Source organism: Vibrio anguillarum (assembly GCF_003390515.1).
Classification (GTDB): Bacteria; Pseudomonadota; Gammaproteobacteria; order Enterobacterales; family Vibrionaceae; genus Vibrio; species Vibrio anguillarum.
Genome location: NZ_CP031479.1, coordinates 351,882 through 367,731, shown reverse-complemented (window position 1 = coordinate 367,731; position 15,850 = coordinate 351,882). Strand labels below are relative to the sequence as shown.

The 15,850-nt window shown below is 45.3% G+C and carries 12 protein-coding genes; 10 read left to right on the top strand and 2 right to left on the bottom strand.

The features are described from left to right. The first annotated feature begins 8 nt into the window (after positions 1-8). Positions 9-773, top strand: coding sequence for a substrate-binding periplasmic protein (locus tag DD616_RS05815; protein WP_088718007.1), 765 nt, complete (start codon positions 9-11; stop codon positions 771-773). 306 nt (positions 774-1,079) lie between these two features. Next, entirely contained in the window at positions 1,080-3,695 is a 2,616-nt protein-coding gene (locus DD616_RS05810; protein WP_208872055.1) for an ExeM/NucH family extracellular endonuclease, read from the top strand. A gap of 45 nt (positions 3,696-3,740) precedes the next feature. Here the strand turns inward: DD616_RS05810 and DD616_RS05805 are convergent, their stop codons facing one another. Further along, complete coding sequence (locus DD616_RS05805; RefSeq protein ID WP_208872054.1) at positions 3,741-4,631, bottom strand: LysR family transcriptional regulator; 891 nt, start codon at positions 4,629-4,631, stop codon at positions 3,741-3,743. 335 nt (positions 4,632-4,966) lie between these two features. On the opposite strand from DD616_RS05805, the gene DD616_RS05800 reads away from it, so the two are divergent. The 8 genes from DD616_RS05800 to DD616_RS05765 all read left to right on the top strand — a co-directional run bounded on the left by DD616_RS05800 (position 4,967) and on the right by DD616_RS05765 (position 14,972). After that, the gene (locus DD616_RS05800; RefSeq protein WP_208872053.1) at positions 4,967-5,803 is read left to right on the top strand and encodes a TauD/TfdA dioxygenase family protein; all 837 of its coding nucleotides are present in this window, start codon (positions 4,967-4,969) and stop codon (positions 5,801-5,803) included. Next, positions 5,800-7,236 carry an FAD-binding protein gene (locus tag DD616_RS05795; RefSeq protein ID WP_208872052.1) on the top strand — a complete coding sequence of 479 codons (1,437 nt, stop codon included), beginning with the start codon at positions 5,800-5,802 and terminating at the stop codon, positions 7,234-7,236. The genes DD616_RS05800 and DD616_RS05795 overlap by 4 nt, the downstream gene beginning before the upstream one ends. A 76-nt stretch (positions 7,237-7,312) precedes the next feature. Then, complete coding sequence (locus tag DD616_RS05790; RefSeq protein WP_208872051.1) at positions 7,313-9,055, top strand: L-tyrosine/L-tryptophan isonitrile synthase family protein; 1,743 nt, start codon at positions 7,313-7,315, stop codon at positions 9,053-9,055. A 310-nt stretch (positions 9,056-9,365) separates the two neighbouring features. After that, a complete protein-coding gene (locus DD616_RS05785) occupies positions 9,366-9,944 on the top strand; it encodes an aminodeoxychorismate/anthranilate synthase component II (RefSeq protein WP_010318736.1) in 579 nt (192 codons plus the stop codon). 378 nt (positions 9,945-10,322) lie between these two features. Next, positions 10,323-11,534, top strand: a complete 1,212-nt coding sequence (locus DD616_RS05780; protein WP_026027324.1) for an aspartate aminotransferase family protein — start codon at positions 10,323-10,325, stop codon at positions 11,532-11,534. 66 nt (positions 11,535-11,600) lie between these two features. Further along, a complete protein-coding gene (gene astA, locus DD616_RS05775; RefSeq protein WP_026028416.1) occupies positions 11,601-12,620 on the top strand; it encodes an arginine N-succinyltransferase in 1,020 nt (339 codons plus the stop codon). Positions 12,621-12,651: 31 nt separating this feature from the next. Next, the gene (gene astD, locus DD616_RS05770; protein ID WP_208872050.1) at positions 12,652-14,109 is read left to right on the top strand and encodes a succinylglutamate-semialdehyde dehydrogenase; all 1,458 of its coding nucleotides are present in this window, start codon (positions 12,652-12,654) and stop codon (positions 14,107-14,109) included. A 68-nt stretch (positions 14,110-14,177) separates the two neighbouring features. Then, positions 14,178-14,972 (top strand): DUF1338 domain-containing protein, encoded by a 795-nt coding sequence (locus DD616_RS05765; protein WP_208872049.1) that lies wholly within the window; start codon positions 14,178-14,180, stop codon positions 14,970-14,972. Between the two features lie 103 nt (positions 14,973-15,075). On the opposite strand, the gene crp is transcribed toward DD616_RS05765, so the two are convergent. After that, positions 15,076-15,708, bottom strand: coding sequence for a cAMP-activated global transcriptional regulator CRP (gene crp / locus DD616_RS05760; RefSeq protein WP_010318741.1), 633 nt, complete (start codon positions 15,706-15,708; stop codon positions 15,076-15,078). Positions 15,709-15,850 lie beyond the last annotated feature (142 nt).

Below are 15,850 nucleotides of genomic sequence, written 5' to 3'. Positions count from 1 at the left end.
TTTTGAACATGAGACGACTGCTGTTATTAGGATTGATGTTCATCTGTAGTGCCGCCGCCGCAGAGCCAGTTCGTATTTGTGTTGGTGATGTGAATGTTTGGCCCCCGTTCACCTATTGGCAGGGGAGCTCGTATCAAGAAAAAGCCGATTCCTTGACTGGCTCAGCTACAACGCTGGTGTTGGACGCATTAAAATCTCACAACATCGATTACCAGTTTTATTTTATGCCTTGGGCGCGAGTCCAACATGAACTGACGCAAGAGCGCGGTCGCTGCGATTTGACATGGGATGCAAGTTATCGCGCAGAAAGGGCTGAGTACAGCTATTTTTCGGTCCCGCTTTATACGATCCAACTCGGTTATTTTACGCTGCCAGACAACCATGAAGATTTAAAAGACCCATCCGTTGATGGCGTATTATGCGGAGTTAATGGCTTTAATTATGAGAATTTTGCGCTGTCTAGAGAACCCTCTCTCTATTTAAATTCCGTACAGCAAGCGCTGAATATGCTGCAAAAAGAGCGGTGTGATTGGTTTGTGAGTGAAATTGAACCCATTTATGGTGGAATTCAGTTGGGTCTATATAAAATTGATCGGCCAATCGTTCATCATTTTCTTGCTAGAAACAAGCCGTACCACGTGCAAGTTCGCCGTAGCTTAGAAAATTCGATGCCGCTGTTAAATCAGCTTAATGACTATTTTCTCGATGCGCAGCAAACTGGTCGCGCGCAGGCGGTCTTTGATCGCTACCTCTCTTTTAGCCAGCCACAATAATCAAACTAAGGTGTTTGTCGTGTACGGAGCACCTTGTTTGCTTTTCTTTTTAGAAAAATAAGACTGTTCACCTCACTGCAATATCACTGTCGAAAACCCCCTTTACCTTCTTTGTTGAAAGTTTGCGCTTAGTTCAAGTATTTGCTCTAGCTATGCGATGTTGATCTCGATATGAATGGTGAATGTTTTTATCTTTCATTTAAAAACACAACACTGTACGCGCAAATGGAATCAATCCCCTTTATAAACGTGATTTACAACACCTTGCTTACCACTTCGGTTACAGAGCAGGGAAAGAGGTGAACAATGGAATCGACACGAATTAAACCCTTTGGCCGAACATTACTCGCTGCGGCGATAAGCTCCACATTGGCTGTATCAGCTCAAGCTGAGATTATTATTTCTCAGTATGTAGAAGGCAGCAGCTTCAATAAGGCCATCGAAATTGCTAACACTAGCAATGCATCCGTCAGTTTAGACAATTTCATTTTAGCGAAATCAAGCAATGGCAGTGGGAACTGGGATACACAGTTGCCCCTGACTGGGCGAGTAATTGCCGCGAACGATGTGTTAGTGATTTCTCATGCCAGCGCCAATAGTGCTATCCAAGCGGTGAGTGATGAAAATGATGGCTCGGTGATTAATTTTAACGGTGATGATCCGGTGGCGCTGCTAAACAGTGATGGTAGCGTACATGATGTGTTGGGAGTGATGGGCGGCATTAACTGGGGCAAGGACACCACTTTAGTGCGTAATAGCGATAGCCTCACGCCCTCAGCGGCTTATCAAGCTGCGCAGTGGAGCGCGTTAGGCAAGGATAATATTGAAGGGTTAGGCGCACTCGATGCCGTTGAGCCACCGGCTGAATTTACCTGTACTCAAGAGGGATCTGAGCCCGCCTTTACTTCTATTCAAGCGATCCAAGGCGAAGGGCAAACCTCTCCTTTTATTAGTGGCTACCCTTACATCACCGACCAAGAATATTTTGTCAAAGGTGTCGTGAGTGCCGTTACCACAGGGTTAACTAAGGGTTTTTATCTGCAAGCGTTGGAAGATGATTACAACTTAAATACCTCTGAAGGTTTGTTTGTTTTTACCGATCAATCAAGCTCAAGTTTAAAACCGGGAGATGTGGTTTGTGTGAAAGGTAAAGTACAGGAATATTACAACCTCACACAGCTTAAAGTCGAAAACAACCAATGGCTAAAGCAAGGTGAGCAAGAGGCTCCACAAGCGACCGCGATAGAGATTTTGCCCACCGATGAGAACTTTGAGCACACATTAGAGCGTTATGAAGGCATGTTGGTAAAAACCACACCAGAGCTGGATATGCGTGTGACGCGCACCTTTGGTTATGACTATGCTTCTCGTCGCAATAACATGGTGTTAGCGCAAGGTCGTATTAACATGCAGCCGAACCAGCTATTCGCTGCGGGCTCTGAGCAAGCCAAACAGCAGAGCATCGAAAACGCGCAGCGCCGCTTGTTTATTGAATCAGATGCGAAAGCCGCCGATGGCCAAATTCCGTACTACCCAGAGTTTGGTCGCAGTGATATTGATCAAAATGGTTCGACGGAAGATTACATCCGCATTGATGACAGCATCATAGGTTTAGAAGGTGTGCTCTCATTCGGTTACAACGAATATCGTCTGATTGTGACCAATTCGCTCAGCCAAGAGAATTTCGTACGCAATGATCCTCGCAGCGAGAAACCGGATATTGATGAAGGCGATCTGCGCATTGCCACATTCAACGTGCTTAACTATTTCAACTCGCCGTTTGGCGGTGATGCAAATCAGCATGGTGATAATCGTGGTGCTAATAACCTTGCAGAATTTGAATTGCAGCAAGCGAAGATCGTTAATGCGATTGTACGTTTGGATGCCGATATTGTCGGTTTGATGGAAATTGAGAATAACGGTTTCGGTGCAGGGTCGGCGATTGCGCAATTGGTCAATCAGATCAACAGCCAGATCTCGGATAAGAAAAAGCATTACCGTTTTGTCGCGATTGACTCAAATAATGATGGTGTGACCGATGAACTTGATTCTATTGGCACGGATGTGATCACCACAGGAGTGATTTATCGTGAAAAAGTGGTGAAGTTGACAGAAAATCGTGTAATTCCAATGCCAAGCCAACAAGCACCTGAAGTGTTGGATGACAAAGGCAAAGTGATTGAAGATGGTAAAAATTACCAGCGTGACACGCTTGCACCGACCTTCAAAGTTAAAGGTGGCAATGAGAAAATTACCGTCGCGGTTAACCATCTAAAATCCAAGGGTTCGGCATGTTGGGAAGATGCTGCACCAGTTGAACAAGGTGGGCAAGGCGGCAAAGATCTTGATTTTCAAGGTGCATGTGAACAATTCCGTGTCGCAGCTGCAGTTGCTTTAGGTGAAGCGTTACAAAAAACAAAAGGGCATAAAGTCATTTTGGGTGATATGAACTCTTACGGTATGGAAGACCCGATGCTCGTATTGACGGACTACAGCCCAGAGAAGTATGGCAAAACCATTCGTGCGGCACGTAATACTTACATTGCAGGTACTCCTCAATTTGGTGATGATGGCGCGTTGATTACTCACAATTATGGGTACCTTAACGCTGTGGCCATAAAACACCCAGAGAGCTGGAGTTACTCATTTAATGATGAAGTTGGCGCACTGGATCATTTGCTGGTCAGCAAAAGTTTGAAAGGCAAAGTGGTGGATGCGACCGATTGGCATATCAACGGCGGTGAATCGACACTGTTTGATTACAACAGTGAATTCAAAGGTGATTTACCTAAATATCAAGATCATTTCCGCGCATCTGATCATGATCCTGCCGTGTTAGAACTGAACATCTATGGCGGTTCATTCGGCCTAGGAGCACTCTTCTCATTACTCGGCTTTGGTATGTGGCGACGTCGTCGTTAAGGCTTAAAGTGCGCCCCGTTAACTGACGGGGCGTTTTTGTTTTGCTCACGCTCGGATTTTTTCAATTAAATAATCAATAAATAGCCTTACTCGTGGCGCAAGGTGGTGACGGCTCGGGTAAAGAATGTTCATGGTGTTATCTGATAGATAATAATCTGGAAAAAGCCTGACGAGGTTAGGATCATTGATTTCGTCAGCGAGAAAATTGGCAATCAAGCCGATCCCCATGCCTTGTTGTACCATTGACATCGCACCAAGCGGCGCATTGCAGATATGTTTAGGGCGGGTTTTGATGTCGCATCTCACTCCCTTTGGATTGATTAGCGTGACTTTATCTTGAGGAAGATTCAATAAAGTTAACGCAACCCATGGGTGCTGCTCTAAATCTCGTAGTTTCTTTAATAAAGGTGCACTAGCTAAGTATTTTTTACTGGCGTATATCCCCATTTTAAAAGGCATCAATTCGCGGCCAACCATTGAGCAAGATGTCAGTTCACCCATTCTGATCAGCACATCTAATTGTGTGGCTACTGGATCTTGTAAACCATCTTCGAGTTGAATATCAAACAGCACATTGGGGTAACTCTCAGAAAATGTTGAAATCAGCGGACTTAAAATATAGCTGCCGACATCAATGGTTGTACCGATCCTAATCACGCCTGCCACATCGGTAGAAAAATGCTGGACGGCCCGTAGCGCGTCTTCTGCCAGCGGTAAGAGGCCATTGGTATGTTGATAAAATGCGTGCCCTTCAGTCGTTAGGCTAACTTTACGGGTAGAGCGATGCAGTAAACGTACGTTAAGATGTGATTCTAGCAAGCTAACTTGCTCGCTCACTTTCGATTTTGCTATGCCTAACGATTCACCAGCCGAGGTAAACGAACCGTATTCAACCACTTTATTAAAAATGGCAATACGTTTTAACTCACTCAACATAATTGTTCCCTTATTGGTAACCTTTCGTTCTTGTTTTGTTATCTAGTCAACCTTTGTCATTCATCAAATAATGACAGCTCTAATTAGAGAGATATAAACCATTTTGGTTTCCTTTAAATACGGGCAAATAATAAATTTCTTCTGAATGATGGCACTATTGAGATATCTATTCCTAAATAAACTGGGATTAATAATTAAATTAGCAATGTCAATCTTATAAATATCAATATTGTGTAAATATTTTTAATATTATCCAACCGAATTTTCGAAAATGATGGATGCAATGTTGTTTTATTTCTAACGTTTTATTAAAAATTAATTTAAAGGAACGGGTGATGAATTATCAGGTCACGAAGCTCCATCCTTTTGGAGTAAAAATAGAAGCAAATGGATTAAAAATTCCCATTAGCGAAGTACCAACAGCACTACTGCGTAAACTATTTATTGAGCATCAGTTGGTATTGATACGTGGATTTAAAGCCTTTGAACAGGCCGAGCAATTTGCGGAATATTGCGAGCAATGGGGAGAGATCAGTATTTGGCCATTTGGCAAAGTGTTAGATTTAATTCAAAAAGATCAGCCAAAGGACCATATTTTTGATAGTAGCTATATGCCGCTGCATTGGGATGGCATGTTCCGCCCTCAAGTACCTGAATATCAGATATTTCAATGTGTTCAAGCGCCATTGCCAGCACAAGGCGGCCGGACGACCTTCACTCATACTACTAAGGTGCTACAGAACGCAACCGAACAGCAGCGCTCATTGTGGCGAAAAGTCACGGGGCACTACCAGCGAGAGATGGAGTTCTATTGCAGTCACACCATTTCCCCGATTATTGCTCAACATCCCTATCTCTCACACGAGGTCATTCGTTACGCCGAACCACATTTCGCTGAACGTGGCGATCTGCTAAACCCACCAAATGTGACCTTTAGTGGTATTGATAGTGAGCAAATAGCTGAGTTCCACCGTAGCTTACGTGACGCACTGTATGACCCTCGTCATTTTTATGCTCACGAGTGGCAAAATGATGATGTGGTCATTACGGATAACTTTAACTTACTGCATGGTCGAGAAAGCTTTTTATCGCATACCCCACGTCATATCCGTCGAGTTCAGGTGCTAAGCGATCCACCGTTTGATAACCCAAGTTTGGAGTCTTACCGATGAGTGATTACCATACTGATATTATGATCGTTGGGGCAGGCCCTGTTGGGCTTATGTGCCACTATTTAGCGCAGCGCTGCGGTCTGAACTCACAAATTATTGATAAATCTAATGGACCACTGGTGGTCGGACGGGCCGATGCGCTTAATGCTAGAACTCTGCAGTTACTTGATATAGTTGACTTATTTGAGCCACTTTACGTACAAGGCAAACCCTGTAATACCAGTTCGGTATGGGCTGATGGTCAATTTTTGTCACGCCAGTCTCATTGGTGGACAGCGCTGCAAGGCTGCTTCTATCCTCACTTTTTGATGTTGGGACAAGCACATATTGAAAAAGCGTTAGATAGCGCAGTCAAAGCGCAGAACGCGGCCGTGCGCCGTGGTTTATCAGTGGTCGATATCACTGTTGATGAGCAAGGCTGCGTGACGGAACTGAGCAGTGGCGAGCGAGTTCGTTCACGTTACGTGATTGGTGCAGACGGTGGGCGCTCTTTTGTACGTCAGCATTTTTCGATTCCATTTGAAATCGAGAGACCAGAAATTATCTGGGCGGTGATTGATGGTGTTATTGAGTCAGATTTTCCGAAAGTGCCAGAAATCATCGTATTTCAGGCTGAGACGTCAGATGTTGCCTGGATTCCACGTGAAGGTGATTTGGATCGTTTTTATATCCGTATGGACACCGAAGAGTTTACTCAGCAAGAGGTTATCGAGCGCATTAACCGAGCAATGTCGCCGCATTCACTGACGTTTAAGCAGGTTGAGTGGTTTTCTTATTTCTCGGTTAAGGAGTCTGTTGCAGAACGGTATGACCACCAGCAACGGGTCTTTCTAGCAGGAGATGCCTGCCATATACATTCGGTCAATGGCGGCCAAGGGCTCAATACCGGAGTTGCTGACGCGTTCAATTTGATCTGGAAGCTCAATATGGTGTTGCGTGGTCAGGCATCACCTACGCTGCTGGACAGTTATCAGGCTGAGCGCCAACCAGTGGCTCGCAGCGTGATTGAAAGCTCTGGTGCATTGGTGCGTGCAACTAAATACTCAGAACGAGGAACCCATGCGGAGGACTATGTACAAATCGTTGAACAGCGAGCTGGTAACATCACAGGTATGGGCATTGGGTATGGCAATGGTGGCTTAAACGGTTCTCGAGTGTATGACTTTGAGATGCATAGCGATCAGCAGAGTTGCCGCTTTTATCAATGGCTAGATTACCGCTCCTTTACGCTTCTGTTGACTGGCGATGCGGAGTTACCATCCGAAATTCCTCCGTTTGTGCGTTGCCTTCATCTGTACGATCAAGCGAAGCCTGGGCAGTATTGGAGTGAGAGTTCATTCTACCAGGGGCAGGCTTTACTGATCCGCCCTGATGGTTATATTGCGGCTTTCGCGTCGCTTGCGCACGCGGCTGAACTGTTAGCTGGCCTATAAACTTTTTAACCGAGAGTGAAGGCCGAGGGTTCTGCATCATTCCGTCAATGGTCTTCGCTTTTAATAAGGAAACACTATGCTTGATCATCAACAGCAGCAATGTGTGGATAATATTGCTTTTATTTTATTAGACCAATTATTAGCACAAACAGACGCCACTTTTACTGGGTATCAGAAGTTAAAAACGCAGATAGCTCAGTGTGTCATTGAAAACAAAGTCATTACATTATTACTACCCGCCTTTCCATGTAAAACGAATAACCTAGATAAGGTATTAGGTTATAAGCCTGACTTGGGTGAATATCGAGTTTTACAAAAATTTGTTAATGCCATTCGTGATATTCAATCTGTATATTCTCCAGGAGTGATGTTTTACATTTTTTCTGATTATCATACATTTTCTGATTATATTAATGTCGATTTAGAACATCACTACACTTATTCTGATGAATTACGGAATATGGTGGGAAATATGAACGCCAGTGATTGTCTAAAAATTATCAACTTTGAGCACTTCTCTGCGTTTGATGACTTAAATGAATATCAATATTTCAATGGATTAAAGCAGCGCTTTGGTGATGCGGAATATGAGCGTGATTTTGCACGTCTTAAACAGCATGATAATGCAATGCATCATACCTATCTGGGCTTGAAAAAATTCATGCATCAAGATCAGAAATATGCGCTTGCTCCGCTGAGTTATAAGAAACGACGTGAGCGTCTAGCCCTTATGGCTAAGGGAATGATGGTGCAAGGACGTGCACTCGATAATTTCCTCAATACTCATTTGAGCCACGCTATTCGTCTCAGCATTCATGAACACCCAATGCAAGGCAAAAAATATTCGCTGTTTCTTTTTGATGAGCGATCGTTTAAGACACCTTGGCATACTTGTGTCTTATTTGATGCTTGCCGCGGAGAATTTATTATTGATACGCAGGCCAATCACAAACAACGTGAAGGCGTGATTATTCCCGTAATGCATCAAGGAACGCTGTGGTGTTTACTGCGTTTCAATATCGAAGACGCTAACGAGGCACAGTTGATGCGTGAGGTAAAAGCCACTCTACAAACAGAGCAGTTTGGCCTGACGTTAGAGTCACACCATGGATGCTCACTGACCGCGCTACCGCAGGCTCAAGTGAGCCAATTAGTAAAGGCGTTCTCTGCTGTCTGTTTAAAAGGCTTTGGCCCGTTGCCTCAAGCTTCATTTTGGTCTTCGTGGTTTGCCGGAAATCATGCTCTGCTTCCGGAAGAATATGTTCGGAGTAGTACATTAGCGGAGCCCAGTTGGTACGGGCTCAAAACACCGTCAACGAGCATATCGCGTCGCTATTCTTATACTGACATGACTCCTGATGAATGGGCGATTTACTGTTCATCTGCTCCGCTGAAGGTTAACTTACTGGATGCCTCACTGGCTGCGTTGTGTCTTAATGGTCAAGCAAGTGGTTGGCTGAAAAATACCATTGTGCAGTACGATGATACGGCTACTTACCCTGTGATTATGTCGGGGGATTGGGGAATGAATTTACGCTGGAGCCCATCATTGGCGAAGCATATATCGTCGTCGACTGAAATTGACAATATCAATCAAGTAGCCAATGTTTTAACTCCTATTCTTGAACGTTCACAAGTACAGCATGTGTTTGATTTACAACTTGGCGATATATTACTGGTGAATAACCACACCGTACTTCGTTATGGCGTGTTATCCGAAACAGAATTAGCGGTGCGTCAGCCTTATTCGGTAAATTCCCCTTGGCAGCCTCATAACAACCAACCAAGTAGTGAGCATTTACAAGAAAGCCCAGCTTAAATAAACGACATTTTTAGGAAATAAGCATGAAGAGCCAAGTAAGCGGATTACTTGGCTTTATTTTTATCGATCATTAACTATGGGATAGATTTATTTTATCGTTGTTTCCGCTCTCTTATTCGACCATACAATGAGAAGGGTTACTTTCAAATGAGAGCAAGTAAAATAATGATCACAACCGAACTGGTTACATAATGAACGAATGTGCAAATAGTGTATTTAGCACAGAATCGATAACTTCTTGCCTTTCCAAACCAGTATTGCACAATAGCGCCTCTCGCTGACTTTTACCCAGAGCGTTTTAATTCACATGCTACTTATCATCGATAACTACGATTCGTTTACCTACAACTTGTACCAATACTTCTGTGAGCTGGGAGTTCAAGTGACGGTGGTGCGTAATGATGAAATCGATATCGCTGGCATTGAAGCGCTCAGCCCAACGCATCTGGTGATTTCCCCTGGGCCTTGCACGCCGAATGAGGCGGGAATTTCACTGGCCGCGATTGAACATTTTGCGGGTAAACTACCTATCTTAGGAGTCTGCCTTGGGCATCAAGCAATTGCGCAAGTGTTTGGCGGGCAAGTGGTGCGAGCCAAAAAGGTGATGCATGGTAAAACCTCACCGATCCAACACACCAACCGTGGCCTCTTTCTGGGGCTCAATAACCCGTTAACCGTTACTCGCTACCACTCGCTGGTGGTCAAAGCCGATTCTCTTGCGGACTGTTTTGAGCTCACCGCTTGGACTCAACAGGCCGATGGTTCGATGGACGAAATCATGGGTTACCAACATAAAACACTGCCAATTGATGCCGTGCAGTTTCATCCTGAATCAATTAAAACAGAACAGGGCCATCAACTGCTCGCAAATTTTTTGCGCCGTTGAACCATTCTCAACCGGACTGCGATCACCTTTCTTAACATTTTCTTCATCATTTCTGCTGTTTTTTATCTTTGCAATATTATGCACCATACATCCTGTTGGAATGAGGGGTGGCTTGTCGCCTCAAGGCCTTGTTGTGCTTATTTATATTATTTATAAAAAAGTGCTTCATAAAAGAGGTGACTTAATGCATAAATAATCATAAGTAGTGACGATTATCGGTACTTCTGCCGATCTAAAAGAATAAATCACTATTGAAATGGTTAATAATTTGTAAATACAATGCTGCATTAGCTAAAAAGCAAAACAATATCTTCCACTCAAGCGTTTAATAGGAAGATCGCAATCTGCTTGGCATGCGGTATCAAGAGGGAATGTGTAATGACAGTGGAAAATAGTGTAGATCGCAGTCTGTTTGATGAGGTGATGGTCCCTTGTTATAACCCGATGGAAATGATTCCAGTTAAAGGGCAGGGCTCTCGAGTGTGGGATCAACAGGGTCATGAATACATCGACTTTGCTGGCGGTATTGCAGTGAGTTGTTTGGGCCATTGCCATCCGGCGATGGTTGATGCGATTACCAAGCAAGCCAATAAGTTGTGGCATCTCAGTAACGTGATGACTAATGAGCCTGCTTTACGCTTGGCGAAAAAATTAACGCAAGTCAGTTTTGCTGAAAAGGTGTTTTTTGCTAACTCCGGCGCGGAAGCTAATGAAGCGGCGCTCAAACTGGCGCGTCGCTGGGCAGCAGATGTCCATGGTGAACAAAAATCAGAAATCATCGCCTTTAACCAAGGCTTCCACGGCCGCACTTTCTTTACAGTGACGGTCGGGGGGCAAGCGACTTATTCCGATGGATTTGGTCCTAAACCTGCGGATGTTACCCACCTACCGTATAACGATATTGAAGCGTTGCAAGCGCACATCTCTGATCGCACTTGTGCGGTAATGATGGAACCCTTGCAAGGCGAGGGTGGCATTGTGTCCCCTTCGGCTGAGTTTGTCCAAGCCGTGCGTGAATTGTGCAATAAGCACAACGCCCTGTTGATCTTTGATGAAGTGCAAACCGGTAATGGCCGCACTGGTGAGTTCTATGCTTATCAAGGATTGGGCGTCACGCCGGATATTTTAAGTACCGCGAAATCACTCGGTGGCGGCTTCCCTATTGGCGCTATGCTCACCACAAACGAATTAGCCGCGCATTTTAAAGTGGGCACTCACGGTTCGACTTATGGTGGCAACCCACTGGCTTGCGCGGTAGCAGAAGCGGTAGTTAATGTGGTTAGCCAGCCAGAAACCTTGGCTGGCGTGAAAGAGCGTGAAGCGCTCTTTCGTGAAGGATTGGCTAACATTAATGAGAAGTACCACATTTTTAGTGAAATCCGTGGTAAAGGTCTACTGCTTGGCGCGGCATTAAATGAGCAGTGGCAAGGTCGCGCTCGCGATATCCTACAAGCCGCGGGCAAGCAAGGTTTACTGGTGTTGGTTGCGGGTATGAACGTGGTTCGTATGACGCCTTCATTAGTGATCACCAAACAAGAAATAGAAGAAGGCTTAGCAAGATTAGATAAAGCTATTGCATCACTCATGTAGTGAAAAAGCCTAGCAGCCCAAGGTAGGATGCCTTGGGCCACTTCAAGCATCTGGAGGGAAGTATTGATGCTAGTTGTTCGCCCTATCGCAATGTCGGACTACGATGCGCTACACACATGCGCTATTGAATCCGGTCACGGGTTTACATCACTACCCGTGAATGAAAAGCTCTTAACCAACCGTATTACTCATTCTGAATACAGCTTCGCTAAACCCGACGTCTCAGAGCCGGGAGATGAAGGTTACCTGATGGTCGGTTTTGATTCTGAAACCGGTGAGGTAGCAGGGACGACTGGCGTTGAAGCATCGATTGGCCATGACGTGCCGTTCTATTCTTATCACATCAGCACGATCGTGCATTCGTCGCCTAAGCTGAAGGTCAACAATACCGTCAAGTTGCTTACTTTTGGCAATAACTACACTGGATGCAGTGAAATTTGTACGCTTTTTTTACGCCCAGATTTTCGTCAAGGGTTGAATGGGCGTTTGATGTCGAAATGCCGTTTTCTGATGATGGCGGAACACCCACATCGTTTTTCTAAAACCATCTTTGCTGAAATGCGTGGTGTGTCTGATGCCGAAGGCAACTCGCCCTTTTGGCAATGGCTGCAAGAGCATTTTTTCTCGATTGATTTCACTATGGCTGATTATTTAACCGGCATTGGTAAAAAAGGGTTTATTGCTGATCTGATGCCCAAACTGCCGATTTACGTCAACTTATTGAGCAAAGAGGCGCAGGCGGTGATTGGTCAAGTGCATGACAATACCCGTCCAGCGTTAACGCTACTCGAGCGTGAAGGATTCACCTGCCGTAACTATGTAGACATTTTTGATGCAGGTCCAACGGTTGAGTGCGATTTGCGCAATATCGAATCCGTACGTCACTCGGTGCGAGCTAAAGTGGAAGTGGCCGAGCATTCAAGCTCGCAAGATTATCTTATCTGCAATAGCTCGTTTGAAAACTTTCGTGCTACTGCTGCAAAAGGTGCTTATAACCGCGAAACGGAAACGGTGATCATCTCACCTAAAGTGGCGCAAGCTCTATTGGTTGATAGTGGTGATTTTGTTCGAATTTTGGCGCAGTAAAATAGGTACATTGGAAGGTAAGGATTAACAGATGACTCAGTGGATTGCAGGTGAATGGTTAGCTGGACAAGGCGAGGCAATGCTTTCGCTTAGTCCCTATAACAATGAGACGATTTGGCAGGGCGATAGCGCCACACCCGCGCAAGTAGAAGCTGCGGTAACGGCGGCAAGAGTCGCATTTATAGAATGGAAAAAACGTCCTTTTGTTGAGCGTGAGCAATATGTATTAGCCTTCGCTGAAAAAGTGAAACAGCGCAGTGAAGAGCTTGCGCAGATCATCGCCAAAGAGACAGGAAAGCCACTCTGGGAAACGCGTACTGAAGCGGCGGCGGTGGCGGGTAAAATTGCTATATCCATTCGAGCTTATCATGATCGCACTGGTGAAAACACACGCGAAGCGGCGGGTAATCAACTGGTATTACGTCATCGTCCATTGGGTGTTCTTGCGGTTTTTGGTCCGTATAATTTTCCTGCCCACCTGCCGAATGGTCATATTGTGCCTGCACTTTTAGCGGGTAATACGGTTGTGTTTAAACCTTCAGAGCAGACTCCGTGGACTGGTGAGTTTGTGATGAAGTTGTGGCAAGAAGCAGGCCTACCTGCGGGTGTACTTAACCTAGTGCAGGGCGCGAAGGAAACGGGTATTGCGCTTGCTCAGGCCAAAGGCATTGATGGCCTTCTCTTTACTGGTAGCGCCAATACCGGTCATTTACTCCATCGCCAGTTTGCTGGGCAGCCGGGCAAAATGCTGGCTTTAGAAATGGGCGGCAACAACCCAATGGTTATCTCTAAGCAGTATGGCGAGCTTGATGCGGCGGTGTATACCATTATTCAATCCGCATTTTTAAGTGCAGGCCAGCGGTGTACCTGTGCGCGGCGTCTTTATGTTCCAGAGGGAAATGAAGGCGATCGATTGCTTGAAAAGCTGGTCAGTGCCACTCAAAAATTGCGTATTGATCACCCCTTTTCTGAGCCAGCACCTTTTATGGGGCCACAAATATCACAAGCGGCGGCGCAGTTCATTCTTGCTGCTCAGGACAATTTACGCGCCTTGGGTGGCGTCAGCTTGCTGGCCGCGACACCTTTGCAGGCGGCGTTTGTCACTCCGGGCATTATTGATGTCACCGCAGTTAGCCAATTGCCTGATGAAGAGTATTTCGGACCATTGTTACAAGTCGTGCGTTACCAAAGCTTAGAGCAAGCGGTACAACTGGCAAATGAGACTCGCTTTGGTTTATCGGCAGGCTTAGTGTCGACCAATGATGCCGAATGGGACTACTTTGTCGATCATATCCGCGCTGGCATTGTAAATCGTAATCGACAATTAACCGGAGCCAGTGGTGATGCACCGTTTGGGGGGCCGGGAGCGTCGGGAAATTTAAGACCAAGCGCCTATTACGCGGCCGATTACTGCGCATACCCAATGGCATCAATGGAAGGCCGTTCGACAGAACTGCCTGCCACGCTCAGCCCCGGGGTTGAGCTATAGCAGTAAACTTTATCTAAAACCCCATGCCTACTAGCATGGTTTAAACCGAGCACAGACAAGGAGGCGTTATGACGCCAACCGTTTTATTTCAATCATTATGGAATGACTACATTCAGCGCCTTTGCCCTTCTGCCGACAAAGTCCATCACTTGCTTCAAGAAGAGGAAGCCTTGATTAATGACCATATTGCGTTGCGAACCTTCAATGTTGCGCCATTAGGTATTGAAACGCTGGCTAAGCCTTTTCTTGCCTTAGGCTACGTTGCCTGTGGTGATTATGTGTTTGAAAGTAAGAAGCTGGTAGCGAAGCACTATGAACACCCTGATCTGACCCAGCCTAAAGTATTCATAAGCGAGCTGAAAGTGGAAGAGTGCTCACCTGCACTCCAAGCCATTGTGGAGAAGCTGGTACATCAAGTCGATAGCAATAAATTAAACAGCAGTGACTTTTTATATGGCGGTCGCTTGTGGCAACTAAGCTACAGCGATTATTTGCAGCTTGCCAACGAAAGTGAATACGCCGCTTGGTTGGCGGCGCATGGCTATGGCGCAAACCATTTCACTGTTAGTGTTAATCAACTGCAGGCGTTTAATGAAGTGAAAGCGGTCAATGATCATCTACGCCAAGCGGGTTTTACCATCAATGAAAATGGTGGAGAAGTGAAAGGTACACCTGATGTGCTGCTTGAGCAGTCGTCGACCATGGCCGATAAAGTACCGGTGCAATTTACGGAAGGGGTGGAGGTGATTCCCGGTGGATTCTATGAATTTGCCAAACGCTATCCAATGGCCAACGGTGAACTCTATAGCGGTTTTGTGGCGGCCTCTGCAGATAAGATATTTGAAAGCACTGACATGCAATAGCCTCTCATCTTTTTACTTTCGTATCGAAATATCACCAAAGAAAAAGCCACCTGAGTTCCCCAAGGTGGCTTTATGCATTCAATCTCAATCATTTTGATTGAGATTAACGAGTTCCGTACACCACGATAGTTTTACCGTGGGCAGAAATTAAATTCTGCTCTTCGAGCATCTTCAAAATACGTCCCACAGTTTCACGAGAACAGCCTACAATTTGGCCGATCTCTTGACGGGTGATTTTGATTTGCATGCCATCTGGGTGCGTCATTGCATCAGGTTGTTTCGCTAGGTTGAGTAGCGTTTGTGCAATACGACCCGTCACGTCTAGGAAGGCTAAATCACCCACTTTTTGACTGGTGACTTGTAGACGTCGAGAAATTTGTGCAGACAGACGCATTAAGATGTCTGGGTTCACTTGGATAAGCTGACGGAATTTCTTAAATGAAATTTCCGCAACTTCACAAGGAGATTTTGCACGAACCCAAGCAGTACGCTCTTGGTCTTCTTCGAATAGACCAAGTTCACCGATAAAGTCACCTTGGTTTAGGTAAGAGAGGATCATCTCTTTACCTTCTTCGTCTTTAATCAATACCGCTACCGAGCCTTTGACGATGTAGTACAGCGTCTCTGCTTTTTCGCCCGCATGAATCAACGTGCTTTTCGATGGGTATTTATGAATATGACAGTGTGAAAGAAACCACTCTAGTGTTGGATCGGTTTGAGGTTTACCTAGAACCATAATATCTCACTTCCTCTGCAGGGTACGCTTGCCGCTTTCCATATTGTAGCTAAGCCTAAAATAAGCTTACTAGGATAAGAGCACTTTCCAAATGCTGCAAGCTAACTTGTGTTTCGGTTAAGGATAGTATCCTTTTTCAGAA

What these genes read in the sequence shown, in the direction of transcription:
- DD616_RS05815 (WP_088718007.1), top strand. Translation starts at nt 9, where the DNA reads ATGAGACGACTGCTGTTATTAGGATTGATGTTCATCTGTAGTGCCGCC.
- DD616_RS05765 (WP_208872049.1), top strand. Translation starts at nt 14,178, where the DNA reads ATGACGCCAACCGTTTTATTTCAATCATTATGGAATGACTACATTCAG.
- astD (WP_208872050.1), top strand. Translation starts at nt 12,652, where the DNA reads ATGACTCAGTGGATTGCAGGTGAATGGTTAGCTGGACAAGGCGAGGCA.
- DD616_RS05785 (WP_010318736.1), top strand. Translation starts at nt 9,366, where the DNA reads ATGCTACTTATCATCGATAACTACGATTCGTTTACCTACAACTTGTAC.
- DD616_RS05805 (WP_208872054.1), bottom strand. Translation starts at nt 4,631, where the DNA reads ATGTTGAGTGAGTTAAAACGTATTGCCATTTTTAATAAAGTGGTTGAA.
- astA (WP_026028416.1), top strand. Translation starts at nt 11,601, where the DNA reads ATGCTAGTTGTTCGCCCTATCGCAATGTCGGACTACGATGCGCTACAC.
- DD616_RS05780 (WP_026027324.1), top strand. Translation starts at nt 10,323, where the DNA reads ATGACAGTGGAAAATAGTGTAGATCGCAGTCTGTTTGATGAGGTGATG.
- DD616_RS05790 (WP_208872051.1), top strand. Translation starts at nt 7,313, where the DNA reads ATGCTTGATCATCAACAGCAGCAATGTGTGGATAATATTGCTTTTATT.
- DD616_RS05810 (WP_208872055.1), top strand. Translation starts at nt 1,080, where the DNA reads ATGGAATCGACACGAATTAAACCCTTTGGCCGAACATTACTCGCTGCG.
- DD616_RS05795 (WP_208872052.1), top strand. Translation starts at nt 5,800, where the DNA reads ATGAGTGATTACCATACTGATATTATGATCGTTGGGGCAGGCCCTGTT.
- DD616_RS05800 (WP_208872053.1), top strand. Translation starts at nt 4,967, where the DNA reads ATGAATTATCAGGTCACGAAGCTCCATCCTTTTGGAGTAAAAATAGAA.
- crp (WP_010318741.1), bottom strand. Translation starts at nt 15,708, where the DNA reads ATGGTTCTAGGTAAACCTCAAACCGATCCAACACTAGAGTGGTTTCTT.